The organism is Solidesulfovibrio carbinolicus (assembly GCF_004135975.1).
Classification (GTDB): Bacteria; Desulfobacterota; Desulfovibrionia; order Desulfovibrionales; family Desulfovibrionaceae; genus Solidesulfovibrio; species Solidesulfovibrio carbinolicus.
This window is the reverse complement of sequence record NZ_CP026538.1, coordinates 4,218,224-4,237,500: the sequence shown is the minus strand read 5'-3', so window position 1 is coordinate 4,237,500 and position 19,277 is coordinate 4,218,224. Positions and strand designations below refer to the sequence as shown.

The window sequence follows — 19,277 nt, the reverse complement described above, 5'->3', positions numbered from 1 at the left end:
GAAAACCATTGGGATGACTTGTGGATAGGGGTGAAAGGCCAATCAAACTCGGTGATAGCTGGTTCTCCCCGAAATATATTGAGGTATAGCCTCAGGCAGGAAGGACGGAGGTAGAGCACTGAAAGGGCTAGGGGTCTCACCAGATTACCAAACCCTATCAAACTCCGAATGCCGTTCTTTTATTGTCTGGGAGTCAGACTCTGGGTGCGAAGGTCCAGGGTCGAGAGGGTAAGAGCCCAGATCGACGGCTAAGGTTCCCAAATCCATGCTCAGTGGGAAAGGAAGTGGGACCGCTCTGACAGCCAGGAGGTTGGCTTAGAAGCAGCCATCCTTTAAAGAAAGCGTAATAGCTCACTGGTCTAGTGGTCCTGCGCCGAAAATGTAACGGAGCTAAGCATGGTACCGAAGCCTCGGGCCTATCTTAACGATAGGCGGTAGGGGAGCGTTCCCGGACGGGATGAAGGCAGATTGTAAAGTCTGCTGGACTAACGGGAAGTGATAATGCTGGCATAAGTAACGATAAAACGGGTGTGAAACCCGTTCGCCGTAAGCCCAAGGTTTCCTGGGTAAAGTTAATCTTCCCAGGGTGAGTCGGTCCCTAAGGCGAGGCCGAAAGGCGTAGCTGATGGAAAACAGGTTAATATTCCTGTACCTGTTTGTGTGTGCGACGGAGGGACGCAGGAGGGTAGGTCAGCCGGCTGTTGGAAGTGCCGGTGCAAGCGTGTAGGCTTGGAGAACAGGCAAATCCGTTCTCCTTCAAGGCCGAGACGTGATGCCGTGTCTTACGACTGAAGTGACTAATCCCAGGCTGCCGAGAAAAGCTTCTAAGTTTAGCACAAGCAGACCGTACCGCAAACCAACTCAGGTGGGCGGGGAGAGTATCCCAAGGCGCTTGAGAGAACTCTGGTTAAGGAACTCGGCAAAATGACCCCGTAACTTCGGGATAAGGGGTGCCCCCTATGGTGAAGCATTTACTGCATAAGCCGCGGGGGGTCGCAGTGAAACGGTGGTGGCGACTGTTTACTAAAAACACAGGTCTGTGCGAAGTCGTAAGACGACGTATACGGACTGACGCCTGCCCGGTGCCGGAAGGTTAAGGGGTGGAGTCAGCGCAAGCGAAGCTCTAAACCGAAGCCCCGGTAAACGGCGGCCGTAACTATAACGGTCCTAAGGTAGCGAAATTCCTTGTCGGGTAAGTTCCGACCTGCACGAATGGCGTAACGATCTCCACGCTGTCTCGACCAGAGACTCAGTGAAATTGATGTGGCGGTGAAAATGCCGTCTACCCGCGGAAAGACGGAAAGACCCTGTGCACCTTTACTATAGCTTGACATTGGAGCTTGGGCAACCGTGTGTAGGATAGGTGGGAGGCTGTGAAACCGGCGCGCCAGCGTCGGCGGAGCCATCCTTGAAATACCACCCTCGGTTGTTTAAGCTTCTAACTCGGACCGTTAGCCGGTTCGAGGACATTGTCTGGCGGGTAGTTTGACTGGGGCGGTCGCCTCCCAAAGAGTAACGGAGGCATGCAAAGGTTCCCTCAGGCTGATTGGAAACCAGCCGTCGAGTGCAAAGGCATAAGGGAGCTTGACTGCGAGAGAGACATCTCGACCAGGCACGAAAGTGGGCCTTAGTGATCCGGTGGTCCCGAATGGAAGGGCCATCGCTCAATGGATAAAAGGTACGCCGGGGATAACAGGCTGATCGCATCCAAGAGTTCATATCGACGATGCGGTTTGGCACCTCGATGTCGGCTCATCACATCCTGGGGCTGGAGCAGGTCCCAAGGGTTCGGCTGTTCGCCGATTAAAGTGGTACGCGAGCTGGGTTTAAAACGTCGTGAGACAGTTTGGTCCCTATCTTCCGTGGGCGTTGGAGAATTGAGAGGGGTTGTCCCTAGTACGAGAGGACCGGGATGAACGAACCTCTGGTGCACCTGTTGTCGTGCCAACGGCATCGCAGGGTAGCTATGTTCGGAAAGGATAACCGCTGAAAGCATCTAAGCGGGAAGCCTGCCTCAAGACGAGTTCTCCCTGAAGGATCCATGTAGACTACATGGTTGATAGGCCGGATGTGCAAAAGCAGCAATGTTTGAGCAGACCGGTACTAATAGTCCGTTCGACTTGATTTTTGCCAACTCGAATCCCATCCCTTATTTTAACTTATATATTTGTCCTGGTGGTCATAGAGGAGGGGGTACACCCGACCCCATTCCGAACTCGGAAGTTAAGCCCTCCTTCGCCGATGATACTGCATATTCTTGTGTGGGAAAGTAGGTCGCCGCCAGGGCTACTTTTCAAAAGCCCCCGAATCGAAAGATTCGGGGGCTTTTTTTATGTCGTGGGGGCGGGAAGGGGGGAGGGACCACGGTCACAGTCACTGGAGGGTACGCGGACGCGGTCGGGGCCACGACCAGGGATACGGACGAGGTCAGCGTAGAGGTTTGCTTTTCTGCCGGGCAGCAGGCAAGAGGACGTGAGGTGCGCGGCCGCCGTGCGAGGCCTCGGCGTGCCATACGCCAAACGCTTGAGGGAGAACCGGCACGAACATGCAGACCAGATGCGCTTTCGTCTTTGCCACTGACGCCAACTATTTCTTCCTGGCCAAGGGGTTGGTGCTGTCCATCGAGGAACGGATGCGGTCGCTGTTTGATTGCTTCGTCGTCGATATCGGCCTTGACGACGCGGCCAGGGCCTGGTTTGCCGCCCACGGCGTCGGAATCGTGCGTTTTGACCGTAAACGCCATGTCTTTTTTCTGCCGGAAGAACATTTGCCGCCTTATGCCGACGCCCAGCTGTGTCGCCCATTTTTGCGCGATATGCTGCCGGGCTACGACATCTACCTTTGGTGCGACGCGGACTTCTGGTTCCAGTCCTGCGACGGCATGGCGCTGTTCGCTGATTTGGCGCTGCGCCATCAGGAGCAGGCCGTCTTATGCCCGGAGCATCATTATGGGCTTGCTTTCACACGTAATCAAAAAAGCGCCGTGGACGCCGCCCGGTTGTGGTATGGCGAGATTTTCGACGAGGGCGTGGCTGAGGGGTTTTGCCATCTGCCGGTGCTCAACAGCGGGTTTATGGCCCTGCACCGCGCTTCGCCGGTCTGGACGTTGTGGGCCAAGGAGATCCAGCGCGGCTACCGGAAGAAAAAGCGCTATGCCTTCACCTGGCATGTCACGGAGCAGATGGCGCTCAATTACGTGGTGTATTCCCACCAACTTTTCGTGCCCGTTGACCCGATCTACAATTATCCCTGCGCGGCGGCGGCGGTGGGGCATCGGGAAGACGGCAAGCTCATCGTGACCTATCCGCCTTACAGTCTGCTTCGTGGCGTGCATTTACTGTCGTTTCAGCGTTATGCGCAGGCCTATTTCGACGGCCAGTTTCTGTATCGACAGGGGGCGTATCTGGAACCGGAAGAACTGGCCGACGTCAGGGGGCGATTTGAGAAGGCCGGCCGGCCCTGACAGGCCAAGTGCGCGGCGATCTGACAGGAACCCTTGCTCCAAGGCTCTGGACACTGTAGAAGGTTCTAAAGACCCTCGCACCCATGGAGCGTACGCCAAAAGCCGGCGTCGCCGGCTCGTGTTCGCGCCCACGGCAGGGTCTTGGCTCCGGGGCGACGGCTCTGGGCCTTGGGGATGCTCCCCCAGGGCCGGTGCTTGGGGCCGAGCGTCTCGGAGACCGCCGTTACGCCACCAGGGAACCGAAGGGGCCATCCATGCTGCGCTTGCCGGGTTCTATTCGTTTGAACCTGATACTGGTGGTCCTTGGCGGCGTGCTGCCGGTGCTGGGCGTGGTGCTGGGATCGGGCTGGGAACGGCGCGAACATGAGATCGCCCACATCGGCCAGACCACCATGCGTCTGGCCCAGTATTACGCCCATCAGCAGGCCAGCGAAACGGCTCGTCTGCAGGCCGTCCTGGCCGGGCTGGCCGCCGAACCGGCGGTGCGCGAAAAAAACCTTCCCGCCTGCACCGCGCTGTTTCGCGACGTCCTGGTCGGCAATCCCAACTGCGTCAATTTCGCCCTCATGGACGCTGATGGCGAGGCTCTAGCCTCGGCCCTGCCCTTTTCCAGACAAAACCTGGCCGAGCGGCCCGAATTCCGACAAGCCAAGGCAACGGGACGCTTTTCCGTGGGCGAGTATGCCGTTGGCAAGGTCAGCGGCGTCCAGGTGCTGCCGTTTGCCTATCCCGTTTACGGTGCATCAGGCGAACTGTCGGGCGTGCTCATCGTTACGGTCCGGTTGCAAGACATCGCCACGGTCTTCGATCAATCCATGATGCCGGCCGGTTCCTTTGTCGGGCTGACCGATCGCGAGGGCCGGCGTCTGTATCGCCATCCGGCGTCCCCGGAGGCTCCCGTGGGCAAGCCTATCGCCCGTGACGTCTGGGACCGCATTCGGGCAGGAAATGGCCAGGCGATTTTCTCCGCTGTCGCCACCGATGGCGTCCGGCGCATATTCGCCGTCCAAAGCGTGGCCTTGTCCGATCAGGAAAAGCCCTACCTTTCGATACTGGTGAGCATCCCCGAGCATGCCGCCATTGTGGCGGCCGACGCCGTCACCGCCGTCTGGGCGGGCTGGGCCGGGGCGTCCTTGGTGCTGGCCACGGTCTTGGCCTGGATCGTCGGCCGCTTTGGCATCCACGACCCTCTGGTTCGCATTGTCGAGACGGCCCAACGTCTTGGCGGCGGCGATCTCACCGCCCGGTCGGGCCTGACCGGAAGCCGGGGAACTCTCGGCCGGCTGGCCAAGGCCATTGACCGCATGGCCCAGAACCTGGAGCAGGACCGCCTGGAACTGGTGGAGACCCGCGACGCCTTGGCTCGGGAGGCCCTCCGGCGGCAAACGCTCATGGACTCCAGCAACGACGGCATCGTGGTCATCGACAGCGGACACCGGATCGTTGAAGCCAACCGGCGGTTTGCCGAGATGTTGGGCTATGCTCAGGACGCGGTGGTGGGCATGTTGACCTGGGACTACGAGGCTGACTGGGACGAGGCGGCCATTCGCAGCAGTTTTGACAATCCCTTGGCGGTCAGGACAGTTATTGAGTCCCACTATCGGCGCAAGGACGGCTCGGTGTTTCCGGTGGAGGTCAGCGTCAACGGCGTGGCTATCCAGGGCAAAAACTTCTTCGTGTCCGTGGCCCGCGACATCACCGAACGCAAGGCCGTGGAACAGGCGCTGCGGGACAGCGAGGAACGCTACCGGACGCTTTTTGAAAACTCCCTGGACGCCATTGCTTTGGTAGAAGACTCTCCGTTGCGGTTGCGGTGGGTGAATCCCGCTTTTTGCAAGTTGTTCGGGCTTTCGGCCGAAGAAGCCTACGCCCTGTCGGCCGAAGAACTCTGGGGTCTCGCCCATCCGGACGATAGCCGTTTGCTGCGGCCGCGCTTGGAGGATCGGCTGCGGGCGGAACTGGACCTCGGCCGGGAATGCTACCGGATCGTGTGTGGCGATGGCCGGACGCGTTGGGTCGAAATGACCGGGCGTCGGCTTGGCGGCCAAAGCGCATCGACGCACATGGCCATCTATCACGACATCACCGAAGAACAGGAACGGGCGGCCCTCCTGGCCGCGGCCAAGGATCAGGCCGAGGCCGCCAGCCGGGCCAAAAGCGAGTTTCTGGCCAACATGAGCCACGAAATCCGCACGCCGTTAAACGGCATCGTGACTATCCTGCAGCTCATGGTCGCCTCGGGGCTGACCGAGGAACAGGCCGGCCAGGCCCGCATGGCCCTGGCCGCCAGTCGCCGCCTGACCAGACTCTTGTCCGACATCCTGGACATCTCCCGGGTCGAAGCCGGTAAGATGGCCATTGTCCAGGCCCCGTTCAATTTGCGCCGGGCCATGGCGGAAGTCCGCGAGCTCTTGCTGCCGGCCGGCGATCCGCCGGGCGTAACCTGCACCGTTTCCGTCGATGACGCCGTCCCGGAAATCGTTGTCGGCGACGTCACGAGGTTCCAGCAGATTTTGACCAACCTGCTCGGCAATGCGCTGAAGTTCACCGCCAGGGGAACGGTGTCCGTCACGGCCGTGGCCCAGCCGGATGCCTTGACCGGCCATCCCCGGGTGCTGTTTTCGGTGGCCGACAGCGGCGTGGGCATTCCCAAGGACAAGCTCGACAGTCTCTTTGCGCCGTTCACCCAGGTCGCTCAGGGCTATCGCCGTGACCATCAGGGCGCTGGCCTGGGCCTGGCCATCTGCAAGCGCCTGGTCGGTCTCATGGGCGGTTCCATCGGCATCGAGAGCGAACCTGGTCAGGGCGCTGTCGTCCATTTCAGCCTGACCTTCGGCCTGCCTTCCGACGTGTTGCCGCAGCCGGCCCCCCTGCGTCCACGGGCGACGGTTTTCAAACGCCTCAACCTCTTGCTGGCCGAGGACGAGGCTCTGGCCCGCCTGGCCATTGAGGCCATGCTGCGCCGGGAGGGCCATGACGTCCGTACGGCGGAAAACGGCTGCGAAGCCTTGGCGTTGCTCGCCCGGGAGCCGTTTGACCTCGTGCTCATGGATGTCCAGATGCCGGCCATGGACGGCCTGGAGGCGACGCGGCGCATCCGGTCCGGCGAGGCCGGACCTGCAGCGGCGCGAACGCCTATCCTCGCCATGACGGCCTACGCCATGGAGGGGGACAAGGAACGCTTCCTGGCCGCGGGCATGGACGGCTACGTGACCAAGCCCGTGGAACTCGTCGAACTGCTGGCCGTCATCGACCAAGTGCTGTCGGACCGGGAGCGCGGCGGGACAGCTCCAGGCGCGGCTGAAAAATGATTGGTCTTTTCGGATGAAGCGTATAGACAAATAGTAGGAAATGCATGGCGCGGCTGGGAGGCCGGGCGTGGGGAGTGGAGCTCATGGCGCGATGGCTGGGACTTGGGGCGGCGCTGGTGGTGGCGGCATTGGCCGGAGCGGGCGTCTGGTGGGGATTGTCCAACGGCAAGCCCAAACCCTGCCTTGATCCCCTGGGCTGCGTGGAAATCGCGCCCGGTGGGGCCATTCGCCTGGGTGTCATCCAGGCCTTGACCGGCAAGGTCGCGCCCATCGGCCAGGACCAGCTGCGCGGCCTCGAACTGGCCCTGGACCGCAAGGGCGGACGGCTGCTCGACCATCCCGTGGAACTGGTCATCGAGGACACCGGCTGCCGCCAGGAAGGCGGGGCCAACGCGGCCCTGCGCATCGTTTCCGACCCTTCGGTGGTGGCGATTTTCGGCACCACCTGCTCCGGCGACGCCGCCGCCGCCGCCCAGGTCATGACCGAGGCCGGCCTGTCCATGATCTCCGGCAACAACAGCGCCCCCTTCCTCACCTCCATCGGCGGCAAGCGCGCCCCCAAATGGCAGCCCGGCTATTTCCGCACCTCTTCCAATGAAGAGCATTCCGGCCCGGCCGCCGCCCGGTATGCCTACGAAGGCCTGGGCGTTCGCGCCGCGGCCATGGTCCATGACGGCGACATCTACACCCGGGGGCTGGCCGAGGGGTTTCGGGCCGAGTTCGAGCGTCTGGGCGGCCGCACCGTGCTGTTCGCCGCCGTGGACAAGGGCGACGCCAACATGCGCCCGCTGCTTGAGGCCGTGGCCGCCTCAAAGGCCGAATTGCTCTTTTTCCCGCTCTTCCAGCCCGAGGGCAACCATGTGCTGCTCACTGCCCGGGCCATGCCCGAGATGGTCGGCGTCAAGCTCATGAGCGACGGCGCGCTCATTGAAAAAAGCTTTATCGAGGCCGTGGGCGAGGCGTCCAAAGGCATGTATTTCGTCGGCCCCACCCCGCCGGCCCCCGGGCCGGCCCTGGACGCCCTGCGCGCCCAGTACCAGGCCAAGTATCGGGCCACGCCGGCCACGGACTACTACGCCAGCGCCTTTGACGCCGCCGGCATCCTGTTTGCCGCCATAACCAAGGCGGCCGTGGCCGGCAAGGACGGCTCCCTGGTCATCGGCCGCCAGGCCCTGCGAGACGCCTTGGCCGCCACCGCCGACTATCCGGGGCTGGGCGGAAAACTGCGCTGCGACGGTTTTGGCGACTGCGCCACCCCGCGCTTCAATGTGCTGCGCATGGACGATCCCGCCCAAGGCGTCGCCGGGCTGACGGCCAACGTGGTCTTCACCTACGTCCCGCGGTAAGGCCATGGTCATTTCATTGCGGAGGGTGTGGGAAAACCAGGGCATTACGGCCAAGTTGCGGCTGTCGTTTGCCTTATTGTTCGCGATTTTTCTCATGGGCGTCGGAGCCGGCTTTGTCGGGCTGGCCGTGGTGCGGGGAGCCGAGGCTGACATCGTGGCCAACCTGGAGCTGCGAAACGGTGTGCTGGAGATGGAAAGCCAGCTTGAACGCGCCCGCCGGCTGTACCGGGATTTTCTGCTCCAGGTGCCTCTCGTCGGTTTTGCCCAGGCCCAGGAGCGCTACGGACAACCGGCCCTGGCCGCCGCCGCCCGGGTCATCGCCTTAAGCGAAAACCTCCGCCGGGCCATGGCCGCCATGCCCGACGGCAGCGACATGGCCAAGCGCAAGATCGACATGCGCTTTTTCACGTCCACGGCCAAACGCTTTTCCCAGACGCTGTTAAGCGAGAATGAACTGGTCATCCTGGTGGCCGATCCCGAGACCGGCCTCGACACCCAGATCGGCGCTGCCGTGCGCCAGCTCGGCGTCTGCCTGGAGGGCCAGGACGAACTGGCCTTTCCCGCCCGCGAAATCGGCGTCCTCCTCCAGCAGTACCAGCTGTCCCGGCAGCGGCCGGTCATGCAGACGGCGGTCAACAAGGTCGAGGCCCTGCGCCGGCGCATCGCGGCCACGCCGGGCCTGGAGACCGCCCGAAAGACCGAGGCCCTGCGGCTGTGCGACACCTTTGACAAGGTCGCCGCCAGGCTCATGGACACAGCCACGTCCATGAGCGCCAACGCCAACGATTTCGCCCTTCAGGCCCGGGCCGTGGACCCCATTGCCGAGGACTTGCGCCGCATCACCGCCTTGGAAGTGGAGCGGGCCAAAACGCGCATCGGCTGGGCCACGAAACTGGCCGGCGGCATTGTCCTTTTTTCGGCGCTCCTGGGGCTTGGCTGCATTTTCTGGGTGGCGCGGTTGCTCCATCGGGCCGTGACCAGCCGCATCGTGGAACTCACCCGCTACGCCGGCAACGTCCGCGACGGCCACTTCGGCGAGGCCATCGACATGGCCGGTTCCGACGAAATCGGGCTGCTGGCCCGGGCCCTGGCCGACATGAACGGCCGCATCCACGATCTGGTCGGCGGCCTGGAAGACAAAGTCCGCCAGCGCACCCTGGAACTCGACGCCAAAAATCGCGAGCTCGACGCCAAAAACCAGGCCCTGGCCGTCCTGTCCCTGACCGACCGCCTGACGAGCCTGTGCAATCGCCGCCGCCTCGATCAGGTCCTGTCCGCCGAATGGCGGCGCGCCCAGCGCTACGGCACGCCCTTTTCCGTCATCATGATCGATCTCGACAATTTCAAGGACGTCAACGACACCTTCGGCCATGCCGTGGGGGACGCGGTCCTTGTGCGCGTGGCCGATATCCTGCTGGCCGTGGTGCGCGAAACCGACGTGGTCGGCCGCTTTGGCGGCGAAGAGTTCCTGCTGGTGTGCCCGGAAACCACCGTGGAAGACGCCCGGGTTCTGGCCGAGGCCCTGCGCCGGGAACTCCAGGACACCGATTTTCCCCTCGTCGGGCGCATCACCGCCAGCTTCGGCCTGGCCGACTATGAGGCCGATCCCGGGCCGGCCGCCCTGGTGGCCCGGGCCGACAAGGCCCTGTATCGGGCCAAGCAGAGCGGCCGCAATCAGGTCATCGTGGCCCCGACCACCGCCGCCGTCAGCCGGACCCAGTAGCCGGACCGGCCCGCCCCCACCGCGCCAAGCCCGGCGAGCGCGGCAACCTTCCGGCATTGCCAAGCCCGTGTCATGCCGTTTGACGCCCTGCCCGGCATTGTCTACCTAAAGCGGCCATGAGCGTTTGCACCATCAATCTTCGCGGCATTTCCAAGGCCTTTGGCGTGCGTCAGCTGTTTTCCGGCATCTCCATGGCCGTGGCCGAGCGGGAGCGCGTGGGCCTGGTCGGCCCCAACGGCTCGGGCAAGTCCACGCTGCTCAAAATCATGGCCGGTCTGGCCGAGGCCGACAGCGGCGAGCGCACCCTGCGCCAGGGGGCGCGCCTGGCCTATGTGGCCCAGCAGGACGTTTTCGAACCCGGAGACACCGTGGAAGGCGTGTTGTCCCGGGCCGTGGAGGCCGCCTTCGGCCGGGCCGAGGCCGTTTCCGGCGGCCGGGTCGCGGCCCTGGCCGGCCGCATGGGCTTTACCGACCCCTCGGCCCTGGTCGAGTCGTTTTCCGGCGGCTGGCGCAAGCGGTTGTCCATCGCCCGGGGACTGGCCGGCGAGCCCGACGTGCTGCTTCTGGACGAGCCCACCAACCACCTGGACCTGCGCTCCATCCTGTGGCTCGAACAGTTTCTCTCCGGCGCGCCCTTCGCCTTCGTGGTGGTCAGCCACGACCGGTTCTTCCTGGAAAACGTCTGCACCCGCACCGTGGAGCTCTCCGGCGCCTATCCCGACGGCGTGCTGTCCGTGGACGGCCCCTACAGCGCCCTGGTCGAGGCCCGCGAAGCCTTCATGGAAAGCCAGGGCGCCTTGGAGCGGTCGCTCGCCAACAAGCTGCGCCGCGAGGTGGAATGGCTGCGGCGCGGCCCCAAGGCCCGGGCCACCAAGGCCAAGGCCCGCATCGACGCGGCCGGGGTCCTCAAGGAAAATCTGGCCGCCACCCAGGCCCGCAACCGGGCCGCCCTGCGGGCCGGCATTGACTTCAGCGCCACCGGCCGCCAGACCAAGCGCCTGCTCGTGGCCGAAAACCTCACCCGAAGCCTTGGCGGCCGGGAGCTGTTTTCCAACCTCGACCTCGTGCTCTCCCCGGGCACGCGCCTGGGGCTGGTCGGCCCCAACGGCTCGGGCAAGTCCGCCTTGCTGCGGCTGCTGGCCGACGAGGACAAGCCCGACGCCGGCCGGGTGTCCACCGCACCGGGCCTGTCCGTGGTCGCCTTTGACCAGAAGCGCGAACAGCTCGACAAGGACCAGACCCTGCGGCGCGCCTTCACCCCCGACGCCGACAGCGTCATCTACCGGGGCCAGCCCGTGCATCTGGTCACCTGGGCCAAGCGCTTCGCCCTGCGCCCGGAACAGCTCGACCTGCCCGTGGGGCTGCTGTCCGGCGGCGAACAGGCCCGGGTGCTCATCGCCCGGCTCATGCTGCGCCAGGCCGACGTGCTGCTCCTCGACGAACCCACCAACGACCTCGACATCCCCACCCTGGAGATGCTGGAGGACAGCCTGATGGACTTTCCCGGCGCGGTGGTGCTCGTCAGCCACGACCGGTCGCTCATCGACCGGGTGTCCACGGCCATCGTGGGCCTGGACGGCCAGGGCGGCGTGGAAGTCTTTGCCGACTACGCCCAGTGGGAAGAAGAGTTCCTGGCCCGGCAGCGCGCCGAGGCCCGGGAAGCCAAGGCCCGCGAGGACCGGCCGGCCAAGGCCAAACCCAAGCCCGCGTCACAGGCCAAGAAACTCAGCTTCAAGGAACAACGCGAATACGACGGCATGGAAGCGGCCATCCTCGAAACCGAACAAGCCCTCGAAACGGCCCGCGCCGCCCTGGCCGACCCGGCCGTGGCCTCCGACGGCCATGAGCTGGCCCGCCGCCTGGAAGCCGTCCAGGCCGCCGAGGCCGAAGTGGCCCGGCTCTACGCCCGCTGGGAAGAACTGGCTGCCAAGATTGCGTAGGGGGAGGAGGGAAGATGCCTCCGGCGGCCGGGGAGCTAAGCCCCCCGGCCCCCCTGCCTGGGAGAAGCTCTAAAGGGGCGCGCCGGGGCGGTTGGTTAAACGCCGTCCGGCGAGGCAGACAGCAGATCGACGTAGGCTTCGGCGACGAGGGTGCTTTCGTCGATGCAAAGGGCGGCCATGAGCCGGCGCGCTTCGGCCAGCCCCGACGCCTCGGCCTCGCCCTCGGCCAGGACCACCTCCAGCTCCACAAAATCCCCCAGCCCCTCCACCCGGTCGAGATGCACCCGGGCGCGGCCGATCAAATAGAGGGTTCGCTCCTTGCGCACCCGGCCGGCCGCGCCCAGGGCCTGCTCCAGCACCCGGCGCAGATCGGCCGGCGCGTCCGTCGGCGCGATGTCGTAATGCGAAGCCTTGGGGCCGGAAGCGTCCGGGCGCTGGTAGACAATCAGCTCCCCGCGCCCGTCGGCGAATTCCCGCAGCTTGAGCCGGCCATCGGCGCACGGAAAAAACGTGTCGTCCTGGCGGATCCGCACCGCCGGCCCGTGGGCCAGGGCGGCGGCCGCTGCCTCGACAACTGCCCGATCCACCAGCCGGGCCTTGATTTCCATATTGCGGGCCATGGTTCCATCCTCCCTGGGCGACAAATATCCTGCTGCCCCTTGCCGGTTCAAGGGGGCTGTATAATGATATTGACACTGAAAATCATTTTCATTAAATACGAGGCAACACGAAACGGCTGCCCCCCCGGGCGGCCGGAAACGCCAACCTTACGGAGAGGGCCATGGGTAAAGCGCTGGTTCTTTTTGGTTCCACCACGGGCAATACCGAGTCGGTGGCCGAGTATGTGGCCGAAACGTTGAAAAGCGAAGGCATGGCGGTGGATCTCAAAAACGCGGCCGACGTGACTGCCGAAGGGCTGGCCGAAGGCTACGATCTCGTGCTGTTTGGCTGCTCCACCTGGGGCGATGACGAGATCGAGCTGCAGGAAAACTTCGTGCCCATCTACGATGAGCTGGAAAAAGCCAGGCTCGACGGGCGCAAGGTGGCGGTTTTCGGTTGCGGCGACTCCAGCTACACGCACTTTTGCGGAGCCGTGGACGCCATAGCCGAAAAAGCCGAGCAGTGCGGGGCCAAGGTCATCGGCATGGCGCTCAAAATCGACGGCGACCCGGATAAGGCCGAAGCCGTGTCCTGGGCCAAGGACGTCCTGCAAAGCGCGGCTTAGAAAGAAGATTATAATGGCGAAGAGGCCTCCGGCGGCTGGGGGCCTGAGGCCCCCAGACCCCCCGCATGGGAAAAGGGGTTAAGGGGGCTTGTCGAGTGAACACGGGCAGTTTGTCGCAGGGCGAGGTTGCGGCCCGGACGAGCGACGCCTTTCCGGCTTGGTCCGCCTTTTGGGGCGAAGCCATATACGCCGCCTGATTCGCGGGCGGCAAAGGAGCGACAGTATGGCTTGCGTAGGCGGAAAATGCATGTTGACGAGCCAGGTGCGGCGGCTTCGCGAGGCGGGCATGGACGCCATGGACGCCGGCGATCTGGACCAGGCCGAGACGCTGTTGCGCCAGTCGGTGACGCTGGCCGAAAACGAGGCCGGCCTGGATGTGGTGACGGCCAACGCCTCCTACCGTCTGGCCCTGACCCTGCACAAGGCGGGACGCCATGACGAGGCGGCGGCAGAATTCGAAAAAGCGCTGACCCTGGCCCGGGGACGGGCCGGTTGCGGCAGCAAGCTTTATAAGACGATCCTCGGGCATTTTGCCGAGGCCCTTCCGGCCCGGGCATATCCCGATCGGGCGTGCGCCGTCGGGGAGTAACATCTCCCTTCCGGCGCGGGGCCGCGTCCTGCCTGGCTTGGCGGTTTCCGGCGGGACGCGGCCCTTTTTTGCGGCCTGTGGCCGGCGATCACGGTCTCCAGTGCTGCCCGGCCTAACGCGCGCTAACTCGCCCGAAAACCTCTTGACCTTTTCTCCCTATGGGGGGGCTGGGGGCCTTACGCCCCAGCCGCCGGAGGCATCCCCCCTCTTCCTCACCCTGCCTAGAAAACGCTCATCTTCGTTTCTTTCAAGTACTTCTCTTCCAGCACCTTGCAGATGCGCCGGATGATGTTGCGGCGGATTTCCAGGTCAATGGGCAGGTTGGGGTCCTGGTGGGCTTCGTTGATGCGCGCGCCCACGATGAATTCGATGGAGTCGCTGTCGAGCAGGATGTCGTAGAGCTGCACGGCCGGGTTTTTTTCGCGCGGCGCTTCGTCCTGTTCCAGGAGCCGGGCCACCCGGGTGAGGGTGAGGATGCCTTCGGTGACGAGATCCACGTCGTCCATCTCGGCGGCCGGCGGGATATCGCTGACCGCCCCGACCTGCAGGCTGTCGCGGATGGTGCGGCCGAGCTCCCGGGCCACGATGTTGGCCGTGGTGCCGCCGCAGATGATCTTGCGGCCGGGGAATTCGGCCAGCATCTGGGCGAATTCCTTGTCGCGATGGGCGGCGTAGGGCGGGCCGGTGAGCACGATGGAGCGGCGCGGGCGGCGGAAGTAGATGACGGCGGCGGTCATGTCGTCATAGGCCCGCTGGAAGGGTTCCTGGCGCAGGGCCTGGGACAGGATCTTTTGGGACAGGTTGCGGGCCGAGATGGACGGGTCCTTGGCCACGACCTCCTCGACGAACTCCCGGCAGCCCTTGATGCGCCAGCCCAGGCGCATGCGCTCCGAGCCAAGGCCGGCCTGGGTGATGCCGTCGGAGGTGAAGATGAGCCGGTCGCCGGGCTGCATGTTCAGGTCGTAGACCCGGATGAGGCGATCATTGTAGCGCGGCGAGGAGACCTCCTCGAAGTCCATGTGCTGGGCTTTGCCGGCGCGCAGGAGAATCACCGGCGGATTGTCCATCTCCACGACGCGGGTGGCCCCGTCGGGGTGGATGTCTACCACGGTGAAGGTGGCGTAGCTGATCTTGCGCACCTGGCACACGGGCAGGGCGTCCATGATGACTTCGGCGGCACGCACCACGTCGGCGTCGGTGGCCGTGTACTTCAGCGCCATGGTGGCGGTCATGAGCGACAGGATGCTGGCCTTGACGCCGTGCCCCAGGCCGTCGGAGAGCACGGCAATGACCCGGCCTTCATCCTGGACGCGCAGGGTCTTGAAGGCGTCGCCGCAGATGTCCTCGCCGAACCGGTTGCGCTGGGCGGCGTCCACCTCGATAAAGACTTCCTCGGTCACGGCCGCCGCCCCCGCATGTCCTTGTCGCCGATGGGCTTGGCCCCGCTGGAGAAGCCTTCGGCCAGGGAGCGCAGCAGGATTTCCGTGTCGGCCATGTTCTCGCCCAGGCGGCAGGCGATTTCCTGCACGGTTTCGAGGTTTTTGCGGATGATCTCCCGGGCGCGGTTGGCGATCTCGTCGCGCCGCAGTTCCGAGCCGGTGACGTCAAACACGATGCCGCCGATGACGTTGCGCGGTTCGATGGTAAAGATGGTGACGCTGAAAACGCGGTCGTCGAAGCGCAGGGCGTCGCGGTGGATGTCGGTCTCGGTCTCCAGCGACCGGCGAAACAGGCTGATAAACGGCACGATCTTATCCAGGGCCGCCCCCTCCATGCCGGGGCTGGCCTCGTAGGCCATGACCGTCTCCTCGCCGAACAGCCGGGCGAAGTGTTCGTTGCACTCGATGATCTGCAGCTTGTTGTTGGCGATGACCACGCCGGCCGGGATGCAGCGCAGCAGGGCGTTGGCCTTTCTGGTGGCCCGCTTTCGCAGAAAATGCACGCACATCGATGGTTCGGCCAGGCCTTCGAGCATGGCCCGGGCCAGCCCCCGGCAGGATTCGTGGCCGCAGCCGCCGCAGTTGACCTCGTCTTCAGGCGTGAATTTGCCGATAAGCCGCAGCACCCGGGTGTACTGGTCCTCGCTGTAGACGGGCAGGTCCACCGGCGCGGGGTTCTTGCGCTCGGTGATGGACACGGCCGGCTGGCGCACGGGCAGATCGTCGCCGGGCTGGGCGGCCCGGGCGAACACGTCGAGCTGGTCGAGGAGCCGGGGCCGGCGGCTGGACACGCAGGGCCCGCGCACACAGCCGCCCACGCAGGCCAGCATCTCGATAAAGACCGGGCGGGGCAGCACGTGGTTGTGGACGCCCTGCAAGGCCGATTCGATGGTGGGGATGCCCGAAAGCGTGGTGAAACAGACCTTGTCGTTGCCGGCATAGGCCTTGATGGTGTCGGACATGCCGCCTTCGACGGGATACAGCGCCCCTTCCCTGGCCGGGTGGGGCATGAAGCGGTCGGCCGGGCCGGGGATGAGGTCCTCGGGGCGGATGTTCTCCTCGCGCAGCATGGCTTTGAGGTCGGTGAACGTCATGGCCGCGTCGAGCAGGGCCGGATGGTTGTCGGCCTCGGATTTCTTGGCCACGCAGGGGCCGAAGAACACCACGCCGATATCCTGGCCGTAGTTGCGGCGCAGCATCCGGCAGTGGGACAGAAGCGGCGAGAGCAGCGGGGTGAGGTTGGGCACAAGCTCGGGCATGTAGCCGCGGATGAAGTCCACGGCGGCCGGGCAGGCGGTGGACAACAGGAGCCTGGGGCCGCCCTGGGCCAGGATGCCGGCCACGGCGGCCGAGACTTCCTGGGCTCCCAAGGCTGTCTCGGAAACGCCGGAAAACCCGAGCTTGCGCAGGGCGGCGATCATGGCCTCGGGGGACACGTCGGGAAATTCCGTCACCCAGGACGGGGCCAGGGAGACGTAGGCCAGCTTGTCCGAGCGCAAGAGTTTGTAAACGCCGAAAAGGTCGCTGCGCACCTGCTTGGCCTGGGACGGGCAGGCGGCCACGCACTGGCCGCAGGCGATGCACAGCTCCGGCACCACGGTGGCCCGGCCGTTTTCGACCTGGATGGCCTTGACCGGACATTGGCGCAGGCAGCGGTAGCAGTCCTGGCACTCGGCTTCGATGGTATAAATCGGATAATGGGAATGCATGCCGTCTCCGTCGTAGGGGCCTGGGGTTGCGTCCTGGGTACGCCCGGACGGGCGGGATCGCAAGGCGGCGGGGCGTCGGCGCGGGCGGGATCAGCCGGCCAGGTGGCGGCTTAGGAGTTCCAGGAGGCGTTCGCCGTTGATGTCGCCGTAGAGCTGGCCGTCGATGCGGATGTTGGGGCCGCAGCGGCACTGGTCCTCGCAGCGCGAGCCGGTGAGCACCACGGATTCGCTGAGTCCGTGGTCGGCCAGATACTGCTCGATCATGAGCAGATGCTTGCGGTTGCCCCTGGCAAAGCACGAGCTGCCCATGCAGATGACGATTTCATGTTTCATGGGCGCGGGCCTCATTCGTCACTTTTTTCACAAATTACCCGCAAAAATTGCGCTGATCAAGCAATATTCCCGCAAAATGTTGCGAAATCGCCACGCATGGCGCGTTTACCGCCTGCCCCGCACATATAGCCATAACTTCCCATGGAGCAAGGCCCCCTTCACCTATTTGGGGGGTCCGGGGGCCTCAGGCCCCCGGCCGCCGGAGGCATCTTCACTTCCCCTAAATCACTGCCAAAGCTTCGACTTCCACCACGAAGGCGGCGTCCACGAGTTTGGACACTTCGACGATGGTGGTGGCCGGGCGGATGTCGCCGAAGACTTCGCCATGGGCCTTGGCCACGGCGTCGAAGTCGCCCATGTCGGCCATAAAAAGGCGCGTGCGCACGACGTTGGTCAGGTCGGCTCCGGCCTGGGCCAGGGCGTCGCGGATGATTTCCAGGGCGCGCTTGGTCTGGGCGTAGGCGCCTTCGGGGATGGTTCCGTCGGCATTGGCGCCGACGGTGCCGGACACGTAGACGGTGTTGCCGGCCACCACGGCCCGGGAGTAGCCGAGCAGGGGTTCCCATTTGGAGCCGGAGGAAATGTTGCGGCGAGGGGCCATGGGCAATCTCCTTTGGGGAGCGCTCCTGGTGCGGAGCGCTTCCCGAAAGGAATAGCCGGTCGGGCGGACGGACGCAACCGTGGCCCGGAAAGGGAGGTGGGTGGCCTACTGCGCCGGCGCGCCGAGTTCGGCCAGGGAGCGGGCGAGGCTGGAAAGCCCCGAGGATCGGGCGAGGATAAGGGGTTTGAGACAGCCTTTGCAGGCTTGTTTGACGAGCGAGCAGGCCTCGTGGCTGACGCAGTCCACGGGGCAGACCACGGCGTCGGCGCAGCCGAGCAATTCCCAGAGGCGGTGGGAGGACTGTTCCCGGCCGCCGTCATGGTGAATGAGTTCGCAGCCGAATTTTTCGGCCAGGACTTTGTAATGGGAGACCAGGGACGACCGGCCGCCGACGTAGAGCACGCGCTTGCCGGCCAGGCCCCCGCCGACGAGGTGGAGGCTTGAGCCGGCCGCGGCCGGATCGCGGCGGCAGCCGCCGGCCGGGCAGGGGCAGTCGCCGGTACAGGCATGGGGCTGGTCGTGGTGATCGCCAAGGCCGTCGGGATCGTCGATATGGTGCTCGGCATGGGCGGCGTGGGCGGCGGCGGCTTCGCCCAGGGCGGAAAAGAGCGAGGCTTCCAGGGCGGCCACTTCGCTGTCGCGGTCGGCCAGTTCCTGGCGGGTCTTGGCCAGATCGGCGTGCATCCGCTCCAGGAGCAGGGCCTGGCGTCCGGCTTCGGCTTCGGTGGTTTGCAGACGGTCGGCCAGTTCCATGAGCTGGTCGCGCAGGATGTCGCGGTCGCGGCGCACGGCGGCCACGGCGGAATTTTCAATGGCCTCGCGCAGGGAAATGCGTTCGCGTTCGGCGGCTTGCCGTTTGGCCCGTTCGGCGGCGAGTTCTTCCATGGCCTGGCGGCAGCGGGTCTTCCAGACCGACACGGCCTGGCGCAGCACGGCCTTGCTGTCCTCCAGGGCGGCGGCGGTTTCCGCGAGCTTGTCCTCAAGGCGCGAGAGCTTGGCCAGATCGGCCCGGTTGGCCGCGCCCACCCGGTGGGAGAGCATGTGGACCTCGCCGTAGACGTCGCGCAGCAATTCGTTGGAGGCGGTGGGGTGGGACATGAGCGCCCAGAAGGGACCGGGCACGTCGCCGGCGTCGGCCCGCTCCCGCCACAGCCGGCGCAGTTCGGCCTCGTCCTCGGTCTTCCAAAACATCCGCAATTCCTTGCGGTATTTTTTGTCCAGGTATTTCTGGAGATACTTCGAGGCCGGGCTGGCCGTGATCTTGGCCTGGCCGACGAGGAAGACGTGGGCTTCGTAGTCCGAGGCGGCCTCGGGCACGGCGTCGCCGAATTTGCGGCAGATGCGGCGCAGTTCGGCGATGGTCAGACAGGTCCCCACGATGGGGCAGGCGAATTCGGCGTTATCATTTAAAGTCTTGCGCTGCATGTGGTGTGCTCCCCGGCCGTCCGCGTGGCCGTTGCACCCCTTTTAGACGAAATTGAAAATCATTGTCAATTAAGTCGGCAAAAAAATATCGGCCTCCAGGCCGAAGCCCGTCCGAAGACGGTCTGGAAAACGGGAACGTGGCGGGGAAATGGACGCTGGCGACAGCAGCGAGC

The 19,277-nt window shown here is 64.7% G+C and carries 13 protein-coding genes and 2 rRNA genes (1 of these 15 cut by a window edge); 9 read left to right on the top strand and 6 right to left on the bottom strand.

The window, feature by feature from the left end:
* The 7 genes from C3Y92_RS18975 to C3Y92_RS18945 all read left to right on the top strand — a co-directional run.
* A 23S ribosomal RNA gene (locus C3Y92_RS18975) occupies nucleotides 1-2,128 on the top strand; it begins 795 nt to the left of the window's first position.
* Nucleotides 2,129-2,171: 43 nt separating this feature from the next.
* A 5S ribosomal RNA gene (gene rrf, locus C3Y92_RS18970) occupies nucleotides 2,172-2,286 on the top strand.
* 259 nt (nucleotides 2,287-2,545) lie between these two features.
* The gene (locus tag C3Y92_RS18965; RefSeq protein WP_129355278.1) at nucleotides 2,546-3,463 is read left to right on the top strand and encodes a hypothetical protein; all 918 of its coding nucleotides are present in this window, start codon (nucleotides 2,546-2,548) and stop codon (nucleotides 3,461-3,463) included.
* A gap of 254 nt (nucleotides 3,464-3,717) precedes the next feature.
* Entirely contained in the window at nucleotides 3,718-6,774 is a 3,057-nt protein-coding gene (locus C3Y92_RS18960; protein ID WP_129355276.1) for a PAS domain S-box protein, read from the top strand.
* Between the two features lie 83 nt (nucleotides 6,775-6,857).
* Nucleotides 6,858-8,120 (top strand): branched-chain amino acid ABC transporter substrate-binding protein, encoded by a 1,263-nt coding sequence (locus C3Y92_RS18955; RefSeq protein ID WP_129355274.1) that lies wholly within the window; start codon nucleotides 6,858-6,860, stop codon nucleotides 8,118-8,120.
* A gap of 94 nt (nucleotides 8,121-8,214) precedes the next feature.
* Nucleotides 8,215-9,843, top strand: a complete 1,629-nt coding sequence (locus C3Y92_RS18950) for a GGDEF domain-containing protein (RefSeq protein ID WP_235669543.1) — start codon at nucleotides 8,215-8,217, stop codon at nucleotides 9,841-9,843.
* Between the two features lie 116 nt (nucleotides 9,844-9,959).
* Nucleotides 9,960-11,783, top strand: a complete 1,824-nt coding sequence (locus C3Y92_RS18945) for an ABC-F family ATP-binding cassette domain-containing protein (RefSeq protein ID WP_129355270.1) — start codon at nucleotides 9,960-9,962, stop codon at nucleotides 11,781-11,783.
* Between the two features lie 95 nt (nucleotides 11,784-11,878).
* Here the strand turns inward: C3Y92_RS18945 and C3Y92_RS18940 are convergent, their stop codons facing one another.
* Nucleotides 11,879-12,403 (bottom strand): class IV adenylate cyclase, encoded by a 525-nt coding sequence (locus tag C3Y92_RS18940; RefSeq protein WP_129355268.1) that lies wholly within the window; start codon nucleotides 12,401-12,403, stop codon nucleotides 11,879-11,881.
* Nucleotides 12,404-12,564: 161 nt separating this feature from the next.
* Between C3Y92_RS18940 and C3Y92_RS18935 the strand changes: the two genes are divergently transcribed.
* Both C3Y92_RS18935 and C3Y92_RS18930 read left to right on the top strand, forming a co-directional pair.
* Nucleotides 12,565-13,008, top strand: coding sequence for a flavodoxin (locus C3Y92_RS18935; protein ID WP_129355266.1), 444 nt, complete (start codon nucleotides 12,565-12,567; stop codon nucleotides 13,006-13,008).
* Between the two features lie 247 nt (nucleotides 13,009-13,255).
* Entirely contained in the window at nucleotides 13,256-13,597 is a 342-nt protein-coding gene (locus tag C3Y92_RS18930) for a tetratricopeptide repeat protein (protein ID WP_235669542.1), read from the top strand.
* Nucleotides 13,598-13,818: 221 nt separating this feature from the next.
* On the opposite strand, the gene C3Y92_RS18925 is transcribed toward C3Y92_RS18930, so the two are convergent.
* The 5 genes from C3Y92_RS18925 to C3Y92_RS18905 all read right to left on the bottom strand — a co-directional run bounded on the left by C3Y92_RS18925 (nucleotide 13,819) and on the right by C3Y92_RS18905 (nucleotide 19,104).
* Complete coding sequence (locus C3Y92_RS18925) at nucleotides 13,819-14,997, bottom strand: SpoIIE family protein phosphatase (RefSeq protein WP_129355262.1); 1,179 nt, start codon at nucleotides 14,995-14,997, stop codon at nucleotides 13,819-13,821.
* On the bottom strand, nucleotides 14,994-16,745 hold the full coding sequence (locus tag C3Y92_RS18920) for a [Fe-Fe] hydrogenase large subunit C-terminal domain-containing protein (protein WP_129355260.1): 1,752 nt from the start codon (nucleotides 16,743-16,745) through the stop codon (nucleotides 14,994-14,996). Before C3Y92_RS18920 ends, C3Y92_RS18925 begins: the two co-directional genes overlap by 4 nt.
* A gap of 90 nt (nucleotides 16,746-16,835) precedes the next feature.
* The gene (locus tag C3Y92_RS18915; RefSeq protein ID WP_012749929.1) at nucleotides 16,836-17,078 is read right to left on the bottom strand and encodes a (2Fe-2S) ferredoxin domain-containing protein; all 243 of its coding nucleotides are present in this window, start codon (nucleotides 17,076-17,078) and stop codon (nucleotides 16,836-16,838) included.
* Nucleotides 17,079-17,298: 220 nt separating this feature from the next.
* Complete coding sequence (locus C3Y92_RS18910; RefSeq protein WP_129355258.1) at nucleotides 17,299-17,679, bottom strand: RidA family protein; 381 nt, start codon at nucleotides 17,677-17,679, stop codon at nucleotides 17,299-17,301.
* Nucleotides 17,680-17,784: 105 nt separating this feature from the next.
* Entirely contained in the window at nucleotides 17,785-19,104 is a 1,320-nt protein-coding gene (locus C3Y92_RS18905) for a DUF2325 domain-containing protein (protein ID WP_129355256.1), read from the bottom strand.
* Nucleotides 19,105-19,277: the final 173 nt, after the last annotated feature.